Here is an 18,757-nt window from a genome sequence, read left to right on the forward strand (position 1 = left end):
GCCATGAGCAACAACGAAGAAAAACCTTCCCTGAAGGACCTCGTCAATAAGATCAGCTCGGGGGTTGGCAACCTCGCACGTAAAAAGCCAGGACAGGACAGCGCCAGCCAAAGCACAGAGCCCACCATTGACCTTGGTTCGGCGGCCGCGAAAGAGTCGCCTCAAGCCGACGCACACGGCGACGAACTGGAGCCCTTGGAACCGATCATTGCGGAAAATGATGATCAGAAACCCAAGAAGACCAACAAGCTTTCCCAACTCACGATGGGGCAAAAGCTGATTGCAGCGATCCTGGTCGTGGGGCTTGTCCTCTTCGCCAAAGGTCAGATGGAGGGTTCCAGTACAAGCCAAACGCCTTCTGAGAATGAAGCAGCCCAGGAGGCCCCTACCTCCAGCGAGGAAGGAATGGCCTTTGGCACAGAACCCGCCGATCACACCCAAGCAGAACCTGGCGCCCAGGATGATCTGTCTCTGCCTATTGATGGTCCCGGTCAAACTTCGAGCAGTCTCAGTTCGGAACCAGAGCCATTCCAAAAACCAAATGAAATCAGTTCGGCTCCTCCAGCATTCGGTGGGCTGGACCAGCCATTGAGCGAGGCGGCACCCCACACCACCGCATCCCCTGACCTGGGTGTCCCTGCTCCTGCTCCTGCTCCTGCTCCTGCTCTTGCTCCTGCCGCGGAGCCTTTCTCGCCGCATGAGGATTCGCCGGCAAATCCTTTCGGTGCTCAAGCACCAATAGCAAGCCAATCTGGGGCCGCAATTACCTCTTCGATTGGCGCGGAAAAGCAGCCCCCCGTTTTCGCTGGAACCCCCAGCGTCAACCCGGATAGTGCTCCCGTAAAGGAAGCGCCGAAAAGCAATGAGGCTTTGACAAAGGCTAACGCTGACATTGCCGCTCAGGCTGAAAAGATCTCAGCCCTCGAGCAGAAGCTCAGCAAGATGGAAGCCCAACTCAAAGCTGAAAAGGCCAAGCAAACCAAACCGGCTGTTCAGCAACGCATCACCAAAGCGCCGACAAGAACCCCAGTGGCGAAGTCGTCGCCAGTCGCGATAAGCAAGGCTCGTCCGCGGATTTGTGTGAAAGCAGTAGCAGAGGCGGCCAGGAACTGCAGCACCTGTGTTGCACACGCCTTCATCGTGCACGCGGGAGCAGAGGACATGGTTGGCCAAGGCGATTTCCTTGATGGGTACCGCGTTTCAATCGTGGGCGATCGCTTGGACCTGCAAGACAAAAACGGTCAAGTGGCCCACAAGTTCTGGAGTTCACCAAATGGCTGTAGCGCGATCTAACGTCCTCCGTCAGGTCTCACCGGATGAGCAACTCAATCTGGAGCGCCTGGCCGACGAGGTGAATCGCAGCTACTTCGGAAATTCCATCAACATTCGCCCGCGCTGGGGCATCCCCAGCGCCTGCGAGTCCCCAGAGCCTAAGACTGAGATCAATCATCTCTCTCCACAGGAGCTGAAGGATTTGCAGGCGGGTGTTGAGGCCTACCACAAAAAAGATCTTCAACAAGCCAAAAGACTCCTGGAGCAGTTTTCACCTAACGGCCCAAGAGACGCAGCACTGCTGTACGTACGAGTGCTCACCCTGCTGAAAGATCCAACCTGGCCGGATGTGGCCAAATCGGTGAACAGAGTTTGCGACGACACGATCTACGTCGCCCCGGGCAGCATCGAAATGGTCAGCGGCGAGGAGTCGCTTCTGGTTCATCCGATCCTCTCAAGATCGGCCGGCAATGGAGCACCGATTTTCGTCATCCGGTACATCATCCATCACGAGATGGTTCACAAGTTCCTTGGTACCTCCTCTACAGACCCTCACCCGGAAGCTTTTCGACGTCTTGATGCCTGCGCACGTGATCGTTCACGCGCTTTGCAGTGGTTGCGCAAGAACCATTTCACAACGATCGAGGATTCGTCCCGATGAGATGGATTTTGATTGCACTCCTGATGATCACCTCGGCCACTGTCTCGGCTCAGGACTATGACTACCTCATCGACGCTACGGCAGCCAGATACGGAAATGATCGACTCGTGTTCCGGGCAATGGTGCAGAAGGAATCCAGAAAACAGCCGTGGGTATTCAACGTAGACGGCGAAGGTTTTTGGTTCCAAACCAAAGACCAGGCCGTCAATGCCCTGTGGGCGCTCACCTCCGCACCCTGGCTTGTAAAGATCATCCCGGACAAAAACTCCAAAGCAATACGGCGGTTCTTCCCATCTGAACGAGCTGCAATGAGTTTCGCCAATAGCTATCAGCGCAGCAGACAGGCCCAGGGCTTCCCCGCTCTCCTTCAACGAATGGATGACGCGAAAGAAGTCCTCGATGGGCAGCTGCGCGTGCGCAAAGTCTGGCTACTCAATACCGATCTCGGAATCGCGCAAATCAACTACCGCTTTCACGGCAAGGGCAAGGCCTCTGTCCAGCAGTGGCTCGATCCTGCTTTCAATCTTGACTACGCAGCCCGCCATCTCACGGACCTGAAAAAGCGGTACGGATCAGATCTTCAGGCGGTCGGCTACTACCACTCCAAGACCAAAAAGTACCGCGACATTTACATGAAAGAGTTCATGCCGATCTATCACGAGGAGAGAGCCCGTGCGGGTATTTCTATTGCTGCTAAGTAGCCTGCTGATCAGTACCTCACTGAACGCAGCGGAGAAAGGTCCTTCAGAGGATCAGCGCGTCGGCGAAGGCCTGGTACTCATGCTCAAAGGGGAAAATCAGAAGGCCTGGGACCTTCTTTTCCCCGAAGCCAAAGCAGGCAACGTAACGGCGATGTACCACCTCGGGATGATGATGATGCGGGCAACAAATACCCCGGATCATTTGCAGAGGGCAAAGACCTTCTTCGAGGCAGCTGCCAAGCGTGGCCATAAGGGCAGTGAGGCAATGCTCCTGCAGGTACAGAAATCCTTAGCTGCAGCCACGCCAGGCACCCTCCCCTCGATTGCCGGGAAAAGCGGCCTCCCGGTACCGGCAGATCTGGAAGGAGCTAAACGGCAAGCAGAACGCATGAGGCAACAGGTTGGCCGTTTCATAGACCCGCTACGTGAAGCCGCTGCAGAAGTGACGATCATGTCGTTCGTGTCCGACAACTCGGATGCGGTCGAAAAGATTCGCTCTACGATCGACGAAGTCCGGGCCCGTTTTGGTGATCGAGTAGACGCCCAGTTCTACGTAGTAATCGATCAGGCCACATGGGACCCCAAGCGAGTTTTTAATCAGCAATCCGGCCAACTGCCAATGTTGGGTTTCACCCCTGACATGGGTGGGCGGATTGCCAGCCAGTACGGTGTGCGAAGCACGCCGGCACTGGTCCTCATTCCCAAGAACGGACAACCCAGGGTGGTCAACAACCCTGCCTCATTGGTTGCCGATCTCACATCGTTCCTGAACTGAGGTCACCCTATGAACCACAAGCTCAAAATCGGGCTCGCCTTCGTCGCCGGCGCACTGATTTCCAACGCAGGCACTGTCATGTCCAATGTGCCCAACGGCCAGGATGTCCTGGCGGATGCCTTGTCTTCGGCGCTGGATAAGGTGAATCGGACGGCTCGGGATCGTGAGAATGAAGAGCTCGACAAACTCCCGAACATCCTCGACTGCCAAAACATGCAGTGGATGAAAAACTGCACAGAACTCAATAGAAACGCGAAGAAAAACCCGAACGCGCCTTTGCGAATTACCAACAACAAAGGGCTCGAATTCAACTTTCAACCGGGAACTCCAAGTGCAGTCATTCGCCTACAGCTCGAGCAGTCCCCCGAAGCTGCCAACGAGCTGGTCAGTTACATGGACCAGACTTGGGGCCAGTACAAGCAAGCAGCGAATCTCTACCAGATGGCGATGTGGCAACGCGGCGACCTCCAACACATCAAGGGGCTTGACGCGGCCATGGAAGAGTCTGCAGCGAAGAAGCCCATCGACACTGACTCGTTGAGCATTTCGGTATTCACTGAATCCACTTGCCCTGTCTGCGACCGTCAGTTAGCCACTCTCGGCAGGCTGGTTCAGAAATATCCGAAGCTGAAGGTGCGAGTCTTCCAACTCGATCGCGATGCAAAGGTCTTCGCAGAGAAAGTGACCGCGCGTGGCTTGACCGGGCGGATGCTCAGCCAGGCTGAAAGAGACAACGTCACGAAGATGGGCATCACAGCCTGGCCCATCACCTGGATCGACAACATGAAAGTGAGCCGAAGAGAAACTTTGGTTGGCAACAGAACCATGAACCAGCTGGAGGGCCGGCTGATGGCTATGACCTACGTGAAAAATAACACCGTTGCGAAGAAGGACTCCAAATGAAACTCAACAAACTCACCACCTTCTTTCTCGGTCTTTCCCTGGCCGCAGCTTTCACCACCGCTAATGCCGCCGATGAATCGGCGAACACCGATGGTTCAGATTCTCCCTGGTCCCGGCGGATGGACGATGTAACCGGTCTGTTCGGCGCCAAACTCTCTGGAAGTGCCGTAAACAAGGCCGGGCGAGGCGGAAGCGGAAGCTTTGACACCTTTACTCCATTTCAAGATAAGCAACAATTCATCGTAGGGGCGTACGGAGCTACCCAAGTCGGAGTAGGTTGTGATGGTCTGAATTTGGGGACAGTGCTTGACGGCCAGATTGGTCAGTACGGCGACATGGTCGAGCAGTTCATCCAGAACGCGCCGGCGCTCGCAATCATGTACCTAGCTTACAGCCAGCCAACCGTGAAATCGGTGATCGATGAGTTGAACGGGGTAGGCCAGTTTGGCCTTGATCTTTCGAACCTCACCTGCAGTGGTGTACGCCAGCGAGCCGACAAGGCATACGAAGAAAACATGCAGGTGATGGCTGAAGCCGACTGTACTGTCGAAGAAGGTTACAAATCTGCGAAATGCATGTCTGGAGACGGAATCACCAGCAGTCTCATTACCCGCATGAAAGACACCAAAAACACGATTAGCAGCCGAGCCTCATCCTTGATGAATGGCGTGTCGGGGATGACTGGTGGCCTGGTTGGTGTCAAAGGGGGAGGTTCTTCAAATGGGGGGGCGTCGGGATCAAGTGGCGGGAGCGCTGGAAATGGCACAGGCTCTGGTGCGGGCTCTCCTCCGCTGCCCACGAAGAATTGCGGTGCCAAGCCAGAGGATGGCAAAACCTCCCTTGTGCTGGCTGCATCTGAGCTCGGCTGTGAAGACATCAAGAAATATTCGGGCCTGCTGCCAAATTACAGCACCGAAGAGGACGCGCATACGGTCACTCCTCGGACCATTTCGCTCGAAGATGAATCGAAGAAGCTGACTCAGGAGTATCAAAGCCTCTACGCGAACGTATATCAAGCAGACCCAGCAACCTTCGAACAAAGTGACGCTTATAAGGAGTTGGTGAATCGCGGCGGGATCGTCATCACCGAAACTGAATTTAAATTCATGCGCAAACTGGGCACTACAAATCCCGCACTGTTTGCCAAAGCCCAACAAAATCTCGCCACGCTGGCCATGATGAAAGAGCTAGACGAGGTAATTTCTAAGCTTGAAGTGGGGGTAATGACCGGGCTGGCGAACCAAGTTGATGACCAAGCAATAAGCTCCAATGATCAGGCTCGGTATTCAAATGCACTGTCCTCGCTTCGCAAAGAATATGAAATGCTCCAAAACAAGATTAAGCATGACATGGAGCGAAACAAACTAATCGAGCAAACAGCTAAGGCGGTAATAAATGGCTGATGTTGATGTCGATAACTCCGTAAAGGACTACGACTTCCTCAAGCTCGTAGATTCTAACTTTGCTGACTTGGTCGGTTACTACCTTGGTCTTTGGCAGGACTACCACACTCTTCTGGTTAACTCCGCCGGAGTTATTATCGGGGGTCTAGGTCTTGCCTGGACCTCCATCCTTATGATGAGGAGCCCTGAGGATAAACTGAGGTCGGTTTTCACCGGCCTCACGGGCACCTGCCTAATGTTTTTGCTTCTTTCAGTCTCTACATTCACATTCCCCGGCACAGGTAGCTCTGTTCAAATGGCGCGAGGGGGGGGATGGTCGCTGACTATAGTCGGTAACATCTACGCAATCTTTAAGTCTGCACTTGACAAGGTCAATGAAGGAAAGATTACGGAAGATGCATTCAGCAGGGCCTACCACGTAACTAACCAAAACACACTAAAACGTTTTGCTGACAGCCCTGTGTATCCACTTTATTCGGATTATTTAAATAAGTGCGAGCCTGCATTCATCGCTGCTAATGGGAAGTCCCCCGAAGCGTTAAGTGCAGGACGATATGTTGGATTCTTCGGGTCTACCGGAATCGGTGCAAACGAGATTGAGTTCGAAGACAGCAGAGGCTTTCTGGACAAAATCACGGGCAATGGCGAGGCCAATTATGATAACCCTACCAACTCCACCTGGCTGAAGCGTGATGGTGGCAATGCAGTAGTAGAAGGTACAAAGAAGGGTATGGCTATGCTCGACAAGATCGAGGGTGATAGCAATCCTTATGACGGCACGAACCCGCCCCAAGGCTTCGAGATCCCAACCGAAGCTTATTGGGTCCAGAAGCTCTTTCCTGAAAAAGCTGGGGAAGTTGCTGACCAAGCATTGTCTCTTGATGCTAACGACTCGAAGTACAAAAAATACTTGAACTCTGGCTTCAAGGAAGCACCAACTACTGGCGGAAAGCAGAATTTCTATCCCAAGACCTGCAAAGACATGTTCTTGATGATCGATATGGCTCAGAGAAACTTTAACTCTGCCGTGCAAAAACATGCTCCTGCTTATCAGGAAAACTCATTCAGGCGGGATGGTGATGATGCGGCGGCAATAATGCTCAATCACATACGAAATGAAGCCGCCCAGCGGAAAAAGGGACAGTCGGAGCTACTCACCTATGGTGGTATGTACTACCAAGATTCCGACGTCCGCGACCCTATGACCATGCTGTTCGAAAGCGGAACAACAAAGTTCATGGACATAGGCAAAACCTTCCGCGAATGGATGCTTACTGTAAAAATTCCTATGATGATAAACGGCGCTGCCATGCTCGCCGCACTAATGGGAATTACATTCCCCATCTTTGCAGTTTTCGGCATATTCTGGTCGACGAGAGTAATTTTCACCTCTGTTAAGATTATTGCTTTTTGTTTTATTGTTGCATTTGTGAATGATCTTTGCTTAACGATGGCCTCCACAATGCTTGCAGTTAATGCTGAGACCATGCAAGGCTACAACATGGGCAACTATGCTCAAAATTCCACTCTGTTAATATCGGCCGGAACTGGTCAGTACATTATCTTTGTGGCGCTGACCGTAATTGAAATCATCTTCGCTAAACTTTTGCTCTGGGACGATGTTAAGAGTCTTGGAGGCTTCAACCCTGCCGGAGCCACTACCGGATTGGCGGCAACCGGTATGGCCGTAGTAGGAGCAGCCATTCGACTTGCGGGGGCCGCTACCGGAATGGCAGGTGCGGCTGGGGCTCTCGCCAGTGGCGGCGCCAGTGCTGCAGGTGCCCCTTCTGGAGGTAATCCATCACCTGGTGGTGGGGGCGGTGGGGGCGGGGGTGGACCAGCGCAGCAGAAAGTACAAATGGCAGCCCAGGTTGCGGGTGGATTCGCCGGGGGGCCGGGTGGAGGTGGCCAAAATGGCGCTGGCCCAGGTTCATCGGGTGCCAACGTACGTTTGGGAGTGAAAATTCCAACTCCGCAGGCTTCTCAGTCTTCCAAAGGCCAACGATCGAGCCTGGATGATCTCATCTGATAGACCTAATCCTGCTCAGGGCCCATATTGGGCCCTTTTTTTTGCTTGAAATCCGAACACCGGGCGGTATAACGATCGCCATCCGAAGATGGAGAATGAACGATGAAGGGAAAAATGATGTTGCTGGCATGCCTTCTGGTAAGCGCATGCGGGAATGGGGAAGTCGAGAACAATGCGGCCGGGGTTGCCTCCACAGGCCAGGTGGATGGGCACCCAGACTGGAAAATGCCTAACTCAATCGTCTACGAGATAGTGAACAGTCCAAACAAAAAGGCTACGTATGGCTATGAATTCCGTGCCAAACGTACCAAGGACTGGGAATCGGAAGGGTGGACAGTTTGGGTTGCTTCCAACACCTACTCCGATGCAAAGGCACAGCTCAATAATGCCGGCCAAGCCGAGCAAAGCCATGTACGAGCTCGCCGTGAAGGACGGGCTATGTGGGATCTGAAGCTGCTCCTAAAAAATGCAGGGCTTCCGGTGTCCATCAATTACCTGTCTTATGGCCAGATGCCTATGTCCACTGTACGAACAGCTCAACGTGACCATGGCGTTGGGATGACATTCTTCGGAGACGAATGTGGTACTGGATTCCGGGAGTGTGTCGACCACTACTACTACTCGCCGGCCCTACGGCTGAAAGAGCGCGGTAAGGTATCGTTCAAAGAGTGGCTCGCTCCTTACAGCTACTTCCCTGACAACGAGTGGGGCCAGATGAATCAACGTACGATGCTGGCACAGGGATTTGGTGCAGACGAATCGTCGGCGTTCTACGACTGGTGGCCAACGATGGTCTTTCTGGTCAACCCCGACAATGAAGTCGTACGTGCTTGGCTTCCACAAACCGGTAACGCCGCAACCCCACATACCATTCTTCGCGCTGTAGTGGAGGAAATGGACGTGGACCCGAGGACAGTCTCATTGACCGGGGCTCGCCCAGCCCAGTACACCACCTTCCCCAACCATGCCTACTTTGGCACCAGCATGGAAGACAAAGCGATCCAGGATATCGCCAAGATCCTTGAGGACATTTCGGGATGATTGGATCGCTTCACTTTCAAATCAACGAAGAGTCGGTTCCCTGCTATGTCCTTGACATGGCTGGGAACCTGATTCGCCGCGCGGCCGTAGGTTCTCCACTTACGCTGATCCCCTACGCCATTGAGTTGGTGACTCCGGCGGCTGAAGTGATTGCCCCACGCCCCTGGTCGATCACGCCTGAAACGGTAATGTCCCGTGTCACGAAGGTTGCTCCTCTGTTGCCTGAGGTCGGCCTTGCGTACCCACGAAATTCGGTTGAACAGATCCTCATGCCGTTCGCACCTCAGGTAGAAACGGATGAGTCTGATGAATCGATAATTCAGGCTATCGACATGCTGCCTGGGTTGGATGAAGAGTCGGCCAAGGCGGTAAGAGAGACTCTTGCGATCCACGGTATCCACCCAATCCCTGTGAGAGGTAACTACAACGAGAATCTTCATCAGGCCCGCGCCGGCGAGATTTGCGTTGGGGAGGTCGTGAAGGTCGCAGATGGCTGGTTTTCAAACATGAAGGTGTACCGGAAAGCACTGGTTCGTTCTGCTTAGGTTACAGGTCCGAACGTGTGCCACCAGCCCAACACCTGAATTTTTTTGGTGAATCCAATGCGCAGCATTCAGATGAACAACGACTTCGATTTCGATACGGACACCAGCTACCTTCAGCAAGACGATGCATTTTCTGTGAACGAAATGCTCTCGGAATGGCCTACGACCAAGAATGCGTTTGTTAAACGCCTGGCCAACACTTTGGGCCAGGGTGCGTATTTCGAAGCTCTACGCCTGCAGGACTTCATGGACCTGGTTGGCTCTACGGCCGTCGCTCGACCGCGTGAGACTGTCACATACGAGGTTCACCTTCGTGATAGGGACACCCTGCTCGTCGACGTTGCCATCACCTCGATCGCCGGCACGAATCCCCCGATCTCCGCGGACAACGCTGGCTTCTTTAAGTACGCCCTTCGCTGGTTTGCAAAAGAGCGTCCGAAGATCAAGCTCTCTGCTCGAGCTGACGGCCTTTTCTGGGTTCACCTGCCCGGGTAATTTCAGATCAAAAAAGGCTATCGGAAGCTCCAGATAGCCTTTTTTATTGCCCTTCTCAGAGGCCTATGTCCACTGATGCCATGGGGTCAGGCACGAATAAAGGAGTCGGAGGTTCAGGCGTCACGTCTTGTGGAGCAGCCGAGATCGCGCTGGCGACTGAGTTCGCATGCCCTACTGGCTCGTCAGGCCTGGGATTCCCGGACGGCTCAGCCACCCCAGCGGCAGCATCTTGACTCAGCACCGTCCGTGTAGATTCGGGGCACGATCTGGCAAGAGCATAATCTGTCATTGCCTGCATCACCGCTTCTGGAGCACCAAAGCTCAACGACACGTGGCGGTTGAGCATGTTGAGGAAGACAGTTTGTCGATTGCCATGCCCCAAGCCTTTGTAGAGGCGGAAGAGTTCGGGGTAGTAATCCTCTCTCAGAGTCATCTTCACCTCGACTGCGCGCTCGTCAGAATGCGCCGGCGGGGTGAAGTCACTCAACGTGACAGGCCACTGTTTCTGGCAGGCAGCTGAAATGCTGAACACCATCTGATTTCCGGCTCTGGGCCCATGTTGGCCCAGGGCTTCGATCAACGCATCGTGGTGGCCAGGGATGAGCTCCGCTCGGATCACGACTTTGCTCATCTGTGCGTTACCCCTGGCGGATCAAAGCATGCTCTTTGAAAAACTGACTGACCATGAAGCGGTAGTACCCGCGGACAATCGACTTGTCAGGGTCTTTTGCGCTGTAGATCGGGCAGGTGATGTGGCGCTTCAAGAGAGGGCGGCCAAGAACGGTAGTTCCACCGCCGGCGGCTACCATCCCTTTCAGGAAATCAGTTGAGCCCCACAACTGCTTGATGAAGCGAGGAATGGTCTGATCGGTGAAAGCCTGGCGCGCGGGAAAGCTGATCGGTTCCATATCGATCTTGGTTCCACGCCAGATGAAGTGGCCTTCCCTCAGCCAGACATCCATCGTGTACTCGTTGATCTGGTTGTCTAATGCGAAGTTTTTCGGAAGCTTCGCTCCCTTCTTCGTGATGAGCTCGTTCAACTGCTCAGGGTTACTCAGAGAGGTGTAGATCGCTTTGTGGATGTCAGAGACGCCACTGGATTCACCGTATCGGATATCACTGACACGACCATTATTGAACTGCCCACCGTCGATCGTGCCGTAGCCGATATCGATGATGCCGTACTTACCTTTGACCATTTCGTTGGGATCAAGCGGGTTACCCTCTTCGTCCTCGAGCTCTGGATCGAACCATGGGCCAGCGAACTGGGGAAGGATCTTGACCAGCTCTGGATGGTAGCCGTCTTCTCGTGCCCACTTTTTCAGATCGGCCTCGAACTCAGCCGCGTGGGTGGCGAAGAATTCGGTTGGCAATCCTGTAGCGATGACCGGGTTCTTGATATTCGCATCCTTCAGCACCTTCAGAAAGAGCACTCGAATCTCGTCGGATTTGTAGAAGCTCGAGTCTGTGCTACGAGAGCGCGCACCCTCTTCCCTGCAATCATCACCCACCAGGTAGCGACGACCGTTCTTCGTGGTGAAGACTTCCCGACTGAGGGCTCCACCAAGACTGCTGCCGGCATAGGGTGCAACCAAGGATGGATATTCCCCGCTGGCACCGTTACCGGCCTTGTAGCTCGTCGAGCCGTTGCCCAGATCTATGGCAACCAATTGCTCAAGCTTCATAGACATTAAATCCCCTCATGGTCAAAGCAACGCTTGAAAAAGGCCGCGTAGTGCGAGCCATTCATCCATAGACGCTGCGATAGTTTTTTGTTGCCTAAGGATGCTGCCTGAATGCTTACCCAGGTAGCAGTGAGAGATGACATCACTCGTGATCCACTGCGTTGGCGGCCTCCTCTTCTGACGCCCTATTGCTTCAGCTACCTCACCAGGTGTCGGGTTTCGACCCAACTCTTTAGCCAAGCTCGCTTTCATCTCCGCGCGGAGCATGCTCCGCTTGAACTCTTCGATCGGCTCAGTTTTCCGGGCCCCAGTGACCCGATTAAAAATTCTGACCACCCTGAAGATCGGCTGCGATGGGCCCAGCGGATCACTTTGATCGACATCCTGGCGGCAGATGATCGACCTATATCGTACAGGCTGCCTGGCCTGGTTGAACTCGATTAAGGCCTCCTGAAGTTCTGAGTCGACCAACTCGAAACGGCCAATCAAGGTTTCAAGCTTCATTGGAGCGCTGCCCCCCAGCCGTTCAATCGCACCAACCCAAGCGCTGATCACCGAGCCAAAGCGAACGACGTCGATGTCTAGAGGCATTCCCAACGTATGCGCCCATCGACTCACACGTTCTGAAAAGTGGAGAAGGTCACCCAGGTCGTTGAGAAATTCAGTGGTAAGCCGTTTCCCCAGGAGCGAAGTTAGCAGATCGATTACGTCAGGCTCGGCATCAGGAAGGATAGCCTTTCGGTAGCTCTGCAGCCGCCCCTCAATCCGCTCGTTGCACTTAAGGTAGAGCCGGAGAGAGCCAGACGATTTTCGGGAGGCTCTCCATTTCCAGAATGTGGAGATGGTTCTCCCGTCTTGCTCAATTGGAAAACGTGAAAGAGCGATTTCAAGCTGCATGAGCTTTTCGGTAGCAGACCGGGCTGCGGTACGCAGGGAATTGAGGAGCGCCAGAAATGTCTCTGACCGGCGCCTTACCGAGTGCTCGTACTCATCAACATACCCTTTAGCCAGGGCATCACGGATTTCCTTCTTCAAAAGTCACCCTACTGAATGTTTTCTGTAATTTTCGGAAATTCTGGGCATTTTCTTCTCCCCTTATTCGCCTCTAATCGGCCTTAACCGGCGCAACCATCCTTTTCCCGTCCTAGAACTCCCCCATATCGCCCCGTAAGGCCCATTTCACGCCCTTTCACGCCCGGAATCCGATCTAAACTCCGTTGCCGCAATGAGTCTGAAAATCACCCATAAATGCCCTTAGCCGTCCTTTCTAGGCATCTCTAGGCAAACACCGGCCCTTAAATCCCTTATCCCGCCCCATTACGACACTTATGGCCCAACACGAACCCCTTCGAGAGCCAGATTTTCGCAAAATGACCTCTTCAGTAGGTTTTTTGGGTAAATTAGGCAAGCAATTCACCATCGAAACGGCAGGACGCGGCCAGACTGCGTTCCCCTGTTTTTGGTTAAAACCCCGTCTAATATAATAGTACGGATTTCTTAGGATTTTGCTTCTTCAAGGCACTTGCCCAATTTCCCCAATATGGAACGACTCTCCACCGTCCAGGCTGCTAACCACCTCCACATTTCTCGGCCCACCATGCGGAAACTGCGCAACACCGTTCTCCCTCCAGACGAGGTGTCAGGCAGTGGCAGGCCCTATTGGTACCGAAGCACACTCGATAACTACCGAGCTGGCTTGGATACGCAGAAAGCCATTGCCCTGTACATCACGTGCGTTGTTGACGGGATTGGACTTGGCGGTGACGTGACAACCATGGCGCTATTGAAAGACGTCCACTTAAGGGAGTACCGGCCCGCATCTGGAACCAGGACAGAGCAGTTGATCGAGGTCCTCAATGAGATCCAGAGGGTTAAACCAGCCGCGGTGGTCCTCCCATTTCAGCGGGTGCTGACTCCCGCCGCCGCGGTGGTCACTGATCTGTGTTACGACCTCGGGATTGCCGTCGTACTGCAAGGGAAGGCCTGATGCCGCTTACGGGCGCACGCAGTGGGCTACTTCGTGTAGCCCATTGATGATGGCCGAGGTCTTGATGCCATGGCGATCACAGGCACGATGGCTTGTTCGGTTAACCGGCGCAGAAGGATTGCTGCCTGCCCTGCTGGTCAGCCTGTTAAGGGGGACGTTCTTATCGACTTGGCGCTGTCATCAGGGTAGCGCCCAAGCTCCCCTCGATAGGAAGCAGACCAAGGGCTCACTCAGTGCTTAGTGCTGCCGTTAAAGCCCAGTTTCGTACCAGCATCAATTGGCCGCGCACCGCAGTAAATGTTGCGAAGGGCACCAACTAGGTGCTCTCCCCCGCCAGCTCTTTCATTCAGATAGGCAACAATGAGGTCGAGATCTGCTGCATGGGTGTGGTCCATCCAGACCACCTCTGCGCACACGTCGCCATTGTCCTGATAGACCAGAGCGATTATTGACGGGACACCTTCCACGCTTTCCACCAACCAACCCCTCACTCTCTGCGCGCCGAAGGCGTGATGCCCCGCTACAGCCTTCATTGCATCGCTGTGTACACCGATCATCAGTTTTGTACTCCCATTTACACATTCCCGACCTTAACGACGATCGGTGCAATTTCCAGCAACCAGATAAAACCAACGTGTCACGCACTGACGCTTTCCAGGCGCCAAAACCCTGATAGATACTGGCGTTGCGCCATACCAAGGCTTTGACCCAGCCCACACAAACTAGGCGCGGATGTCACCAAATCCGCCTCGGACCCGCCTATTTCGCGGGATTTCAGCCACCTTTTTTGGGTTGCCTGTCCTTTTCTTGCCCCATAAAATCGCCGCGAACTACCAGCGGACAATCTGCGGATGGCCAATGGAGTTGGTGCAGTGACAGCTGAAAAAGCTGCACTCACTGTTTGAGGGGGGGGCCAATTGGCAATCAGCCGATTGGAGATTGTTGCGGTGTCGGCTTCCGACACCGCGACGCTTAGGACCGGCTGTTCTTGCCGGAGGAGGGGCCATGCGCTCACAGCGCAATAATTGGCTGACGGGATTGTCACGCGAGGAGTTCGCGCAGCTCAATCCGTGGGAAGTCGTCTGCCATCCCGAGTCAAGACCACAGTGGATCGCTGAGGTTCGTTCAAAGCTGCGTGTCAGCCTGACGGACGACGAGATCCTGTCCATCCTTCAGATCGGGCTCTACAAGGCCGTCGCTTCCGCGATCGAGCTTTATCAAGATGTCGAGCCTCATCAACGTGCTGCCCATATCATCGGCGCGGCTCTCAACTACATTCGTTGGGACGGACGCGGGGATGTGCTTGCTGAAGTTCCTGGCAGCTCGGCTATCAATATGGGTGACCTGGTAACCGAACTTGGTCCTCGCTCACATTCGCTTCAGTCCGATTACATGCTCGCGTCTGCACAGTTTTCTGAGGCGTTGGAATACGCACCTCAGTTCCTGGCTGATGGGGTCCTTCTACCGGACGAGACCGGCCAAACCTGCCACCAATACATCGAACAGATCCGCCACCTTCTTTCTGCCCGTGAGCACCACATCCTGAGGCTGGCTGTTATTGAGAATCAGGAGTCCGGCGCGATTGCTGAGATACTGAAGATCTCAAGAAAGCAGACATGGAAGGTACGTCGCGGCCTGAAGCGGAAGCTGGCTGAGATTGCCAGTGAGGCCGGCGCCTCGAAGGAATTCATTCGAGCGGTTTCGACAGGAGCAGCCGAATGCAGCGCCAGTCAATAACCGAATTCCTCCATGAAAAGGTGTATCCCGAAATAGATGCAGTCTCGGCAGGCTTGCTCGACCACCTGAAGCCGACGAAGCTTCAGACCTCAGGGACATACCGGATGCTATGCCCGGCCTGCGGAATGCATGAGGCCTTCCATCATCCTGGAACCCACTTGATCCATTGTCCGCGTAAGAAGAACTGTGGCGAATCGACGTCGCTGTGGGACGTTATGGAGAAATCGGGCTACTCGAGGAAGGAGATCGTAGAGCGCCTATGCGAGCTTGCCCGAGTTGCCCCCCCTTCGAACAAAAATCCTGAAGGTCGTATCAATGGCTCCCCTGCCCCCCTCTCCCCAGGGCGCGCCATTATCCAAGCGACCCAAATCCTGGCCCGCAAGTACCCGGACCTTCTTCAGCAGCTGCAGACGGATCGTGGTTACAACAATGAGCAGATGGCGACGATGCGACTTGGCGTCTATTCGTCCCCCGAAGAGGTTCTGGCTTTACTCGAGGAACGCGGTATCTCCCGGGAAGTAGCCATCGCCAAAGGATACATCTTGGTCGAGGAGAACAACCCTTCGAAGTACCGGCGGACGATGAACAATCGTGTCATCGGTTACTGGCCGCATCCTGATGGGGACGTTCGGCTATGGGGACGCCTGCCTTTCGGTAAAGGCGATCGATGGAACAAGAAGTATATGTTCGCCGACTCGCTCAAGAAGGACACCCCGTATCTATTCAGCATGAGAAAGCCCGGCCCCCTAATTGCTGTTGAGGGTACTTTCGATGGCTGGTCGATCCAGTTCATGGGGTTCTGGGGTACCGCTATTGGGCAGGCTTCCATCAATGCTGGGCAGGCGGCCTTCCTCGCAGGTGAAGGTGTCACCGAGGTGGCACATATGGTGGACGGCGACATCGCGGGGTATGAAGGCGGAATCGTCTCGATCAGAAACTGCGAACCTGCAGGCATCGTCACGGCCATCGTCCCGCTGGGCCAAGGCATGGATGACCCTGATGCACTCCGAAAAGCTGGACGCACCGCCGAGTTCGAGAAGCTCATTGCGTCCAGGATGAACGCAGGCGAGTTCCTGGCTCGCATGTGCCACACCTATGCATCGGAGTCTCCCCCGAACATTTCCGGCATTCGAAAGATCCACGCGATCGTTCCCATGCTTACCCCAGTTTCAACAAAGCACTGGAAGGACTGGAGCCAAACCTTAGGAGTCAGTGAACCTAAGGACGTCGCCTCGGTGCGCCTCCTCTCCTCACTGGTCGATGGTGGCTTTGATCTCGACGAGGCTCTTGCCTTGGTCCTCAAGCGCACAGGCTTCCGCATCACGCTCACACAGGAAACCGTCAATGGCTGAAGGAAAAGCAAGCAGCCCTGTTCGTCAAATCCTCACGTTGATCCTCTCGGTCACGCTGGCTCTTTACATCGGCAAGATCTATCTCCGCACCCCTGAGTATCGACACGTCGAGGTCTGCTACCTGCCCCACAAAGCTGCCCATCTCTTCTGGGTTGATGTGTGGGGCGCTTTGGTGCCTGACGACACCGCTTCATATCTCAAGCACTCACGCGACCTTGAGGAATTCTTCAACTCCTGCGTCCAGCGCACTGCGCACTGGACCTGGCTCCGGTCTTTTGGCCCAAGCAACCAAGGTGACAACAATGGCTGATGAACGCAGCAATGAAGCTCTACACCCGACCAAAGAGGTTCGGATCACTGGCGAACGATCTGCAACCCTGGTGGGCATGGCAATCCAAGCCTCCCGCGTTGATACCACGATCCTCCAGATGAAAATGGCCGGCTCACCTGAGACTCGCCGCCGAGCAAATGAAGCTGCAGACCGATTCGAGCGCGCCTTGAACGCATTCGATGCTGAAATGCGCGAGGTGAACAAAGACCTGAACCTCAACCGGAACGGCGGCGGGCAGTCCGCTCGATCCGCGCAACAGCCTGGCCGATCGAAGCAAGCCCCTAAACCTGTTCTGCAGAAAGCGAAAAAGGGCGGAGAGCAACAGGCTCAAGCCCAGGGCACCGCCAAGGCAACTCAAACCGGTCAGCAGAAGCAAACCAGCAGCGCCAAACCTCAGGGTCAGCAACCGCAGAATGCCGGCCAAAAAACCAATAGCAAACCTCAACAGCCAGCGGGCGCGGCTTCCAAGCCTCAAAAACCTACTGCGCCAGCGGTGAAGGACGCTACTCCGGCACCGAAAGCAGCCGCTGAAGCCCAGGCATAGAAAGGAGGGATGATGAGCAGTCTCAGCAATTTAAAGGAGGCAACCCGGCTACTGCCGGGCTGGGTACCTCCGTTCTTTTTGTCGTGCCTGGTAGTTGGTCTATATGTACTGGCCGTGTTCACTTACAAGGACAGACCGAGTGATCTCGTAGAGACGGCAACGACGGCTGCCATCGTCCTCTCCATCGTGATTGCTTTCGCTTTCCTGGTGTCGGCGATTGTTAAAGCCGATCCCGGGAAGCTGGGGAAGTCGATGAGCGATGGTTTCGCTCGCGGCCTTCACTTCGTTTGGGCAACAGCATCCGCAGGCCTGGCAACCTACGTAGGCGCAGCTGGCATTTACAGAGCGGTGACAGACAACCTGGGTTTCAGCATCTCTGCCCTCCTGGTTGCTGCTCTGCTGGGAGGCGCCTATTGGGCTACGTCCTCCAAGAAAGAGACCAAGCCAGAAACCACGGACCCGATTTCCGGGATGTCTAAAGCACTTGCTCTCCCTGAAACGTTCGCGCAGACGCCAGCCCAACGGCCGGCCTTTCAGGTGACAATGGCTGATACAACACGCTTGACCATACACCAAGCCGCACGGATCATCGCTTACAAAGGCAGCAATTGCCTGATCGATGGCAGTTTCTACGCAGACCTCGATCTCAATGCCCGTACCGCCAAGATCTTCTCGGACATGAACCTGATTGCTACTGGCCAATTCATCAATTGGCGCATGCACATGCTTCTGATTGGTAGCGCAGCAGAACAGGTCATCCGCGGCACCGCAAGCGAAGCAGCCTTCGATGACCTGCAGTCGTTCGACGACCTTGCTTCGAAGTTCTTGATGTTGGGCGACGGCCGCCATGCGTTCTACAGGCCAGCAAATGATGCCGAAGCAACGCTGAAGGCTTCACGCCTGGCGATGATCCGCAAGAACGTATGGTCGCGTTGCATGGCTGCCGTTGAGATGAACAAAGAGGCCATTATCCAACTCGTACGCCTGATGCGTATTCAGCCTTGCCTCACCCATGGAGACATCAAACACCTGCTTGAGAAGGTCGAGATGCCGCTTGATTTCCCCATAGCGGAGTTCGATACCGACGAGATGATGGAGCGCGCGCTGCTCGGGCTCGTCCATGAAGCCGAACCTGTGGAAGAGGATGATCACTCCCAAACATCGTCCCTGGATGAACAACCGCCAAGCACCCGGCCGGACAATGTGCGGGAGTTTCAGCCGCGCAACACCACACTCCAGGCCTGAAGACTGGAAACCAAAAGCCCCGCAGACCGCGGGGCTTTCATTTTGCGGATC

The 18,757-nt window shown here is 54.7% G+C and carries 20 protein-coding genes; 16 read left to right on the forward strand and 4 right to left on the reverse strand.

Annotated elements, in window-relative coordinates; genetic code table 11:
• Positions 1-3 precede the first annotated feature (3 nt).
• The 10 genes from Q9451_RS32915 (at position 4) to Q9451_RS32960 (ending at position 9,825) form a co-directional block, all read left to right on the forward strand.
• Positions 4-1,293, forward strand: a complete 1,290-nt coding sequence (locus Q9451_RS32915; protein ID WP_172688557.1) for a hypothetical protein — start codon at positions 4-6, stop codon at positions 1,291-1,293.
• Positions 1,274-1,933 (forward strand): hypothetical protein, encoded by a 660-nt coding sequence (locus Q9451_RS32920; RefSeq protein ID WP_010794278.1) that lies wholly within the window; start codon positions 1,274-1,276, stop codon positions 1,931-1,933. Before Q9451_RS32915 ends, Q9451_RS32920 begins: the two co-directional genes overlap by 20 nt.
• On the forward strand, positions 1,930-2,634 hold the full coding sequence (locus tag Q9451_RS32925; protein WP_057382867.1) for a transglycosylase SLT domain-containing protein: 705 nt from the start codon (positions 1,930-1,932) through the stop codon (positions 2,632-2,634). Before Q9451_RS32920 ends, Q9451_RS32925 begins: the two co-directional genes overlap by 4 nt.
• A complete protein-coding gene (locus Q9451_RS32930; protein WP_172684664.1) occupies positions 2,606-3,409 on the forward strand; it encodes a sel1 repeat family protein in 804 nt (267 codons plus the stop codon). Before Q9451_RS32925 ends, Q9451_RS32930 begins: the two co-directional genes overlap by 29 nt.
• A gap of 9 nt (positions 3,410-3,418) precedes the next feature.
• The gene (locus Q9451_RS32935) at positions 3,419-4,312 is read left to right on the forward strand and encodes a hypothetical protein (protein WP_012805999.1); all 894 of its coding nucleotides are present in this window, start codon (positions 3,419-3,421) and stop codon (positions 4,310-4,312) included.
• Positions 4,309-5,715, forward strand: coding sequence for a hypothetical protein (locus tag Q9451_RS32940; RefSeq protein WP_057382871.1), 1,407 nt, complete (start codon positions 4,309-4,311; stop codon positions 5,713-5,715). Before Q9451_RS32935 ends, Q9451_RS32940 begins: the two co-directional genes overlap by 4 nt.
• Positions 5,708-7,744: a hypothetical protein gene (locus Q9451_RS32945; RefSeq protein WP_189671901.1), complete on the forward strand. Its 2,037-nt coding sequence runs from the start codon at positions 5,708-5,710 to the stop codon at positions 7,742-7,744. Before Q9451_RS32940 ends, Q9451_RS32945 begins: the two co-directional genes overlap by 8 nt.
• Before the next feature lie 102 nt (positions 7,745-7,846).
• Positions 7,847-8,785: a hypothetical protein gene (locus tag Q9451_RS32950; protein WP_172688559.1), complete on the forward strand. Its 939-nt coding sequence runs from the start codon at positions 7,847-7,849 to the stop codon at positions 8,783-8,785.
• Positions 8,782-9,330 carry a hypothetical protein gene (locus tag Q9451_RS32955; protein WP_172688560.1) on the forward strand — a complete coding sequence of 183 codons (549 nt, stop codon included), beginning with the start codon at positions 8,782-8,784 and terminating at the stop codon, positions 9,328-9,330. The genes Q9451_RS32950 and Q9451_RS32955 overlap by 4 nt, the downstream gene beginning before the upstream one ends.
• 57 nt (positions 9,331-9,387) lie before the next feature.
• Complete coding sequence (locus Q9451_RS32960) at positions 9,388-9,825, forward strand: hypothetical protein (RefSeq protein ID WP_172688561.1); 438 nt, start codon at positions 9,388-9,390, stop codon at positions 9,823-9,825.
• A gap of 55 nt (positions 9,826-9,880) precedes the next feature.
• Here Q9451_RS32960 and Q9451_RS32965 read toward each other — a convergent pair whose 3' ends face one another.
• Genes Q9451_RS32965 through Q9451_RS32975 form a run of 3 tightly spaced genes read right to left on the reverse strand, consistent with a single transcriptional unit; the run spans position 9,881 to position 12,545 of the window.
• Positions 9,881-10,456 carry a hypothetical protein gene (locus Q9451_RS32965; protein WP_172688562.1) on the reverse strand — a complete coding sequence of 192 codons (576 nt, stop codon included), beginning with the start codon at positions 10,454-10,456 and terminating at the stop codon, positions 9,881-9,883.
• 7 nt (positions 10,457-10,463) lie between these two features.
• A complete protein-coding gene (locus tag Q9451_RS32970; RefSeq protein ID WP_172688563.1) occupies positions 10,464-11,516 on the reverse strand; it encodes a ParM/StbA family protein in 1,053 nt (350 codons plus the stop codon).
• Positions 11,517-11,531: 15 nt separating this feature from the next.
• Entirely contained in the window at positions 11,532-12,545 is a 1,014-nt protein-coding gene (locus Q9451_RS32975; RefSeq protein ID WP_010794288.1) for a hypothetical protein, read from the reverse strand.
• A 661-nt stretch (positions 12,546-13,206) separates the two neighbouring features.
• Here Q9451_RS32975 and Q9451_RS32980 point away from each other — a divergent pair.
• Positions 13,207-13,497: a hypothetical protein gene (locus Q9451_RS32980; protein WP_189761520.1), complete on the forward strand. Its 291-nt coding sequence runs from the start codon at positions 13,207-13,209 to the stop codon at positions 13,495-13,497.
• Between the two features lie 230 nt (positions 13,498-13,727).
• Here Q9451_RS32980 and Q9451_RS32985 read toward each other — a convergent pair whose 3' ends face one another.
• On the reverse strand, positions 13,728-14,054 hold the full coding sequence (locus Q9451_RS32985; protein ID WP_172688565.1) for a hypothetical protein: 327 nt from the start codon (positions 14,052-14,054) through the stop codon (positions 13,728-13,730).
• A gap of 448 nt (positions 14,055-14,502) precedes the next feature.
• Between Q9451_RS32985 and Q9451_RS32990 the strand changes: the two genes are divergently transcribed.
• The 5 genes from Q9451_RS32990 to Q9451_RS33010 are packed head-to-tail and all read left to right on the forward strand — an operon-like array spanning position 14,503 to position 18,706.
• Positions 14,503-15,234 carry a hypothetical protein gene (locus Q9451_RS32990; RefSeq protein ID WP_172688566.1) on the forward strand — a complete coding sequence of 244 codons (732 nt, stop codon included), beginning with the start codon at positions 14,503-14,505 and terminating at the stop codon, positions 15,232-15,234.
• Entirely contained in the window at positions 15,216-16,586 is a 1,371-nt protein-coding gene (locus Q9451_RS32995) for a hypothetical protein (RefSeq protein WP_189671903.1), read from the forward strand. Before Q9451_RS32990 ends, Q9451_RS32995 begins: the two co-directional genes overlap by 19 nt.
• Positions 16,579-16,896 carry a hypothetical protein gene (locus Q9451_RS33000; RefSeq protein ID WP_172688568.1) on the forward strand — a complete coding sequence of 106 codons (318 nt, stop codon included), beginning with the start codon at positions 16,579-16,581 and terminating at the stop codon, positions 16,894-16,896. The genes Q9451_RS32995 and Q9451_RS33000 overlap by 8 nt, the downstream gene beginning before the upstream one ends.
• Positions 16,889-17,461, forward strand: coding sequence for a hypothetical protein (locus Q9451_RS33005; protein WP_172688569.1), 573 nt, complete (start codon positions 16,889-16,891; stop codon positions 17,459-17,461). The genes Q9451_RS33000 and Q9451_RS33005 overlap by 8 nt, the downstream gene beginning before the upstream one ends.
• 12 nt (positions 17,462-17,473) lie before the next feature.
• On the forward strand, positions 17,474-18,706 hold the full coding sequence (locus Q9451_RS33010) for a hypothetical protein (protein ID WP_172688570.1): 1,233 nt from the start codon (positions 17,474-17,476) through the stop codon (positions 18,704-18,706).
• Positions 18,707-18,757 lie beyond the last annotated feature (51 nt).

The organism is Pseudomonas sp. NY8896 (assembly GCF_039634505.1).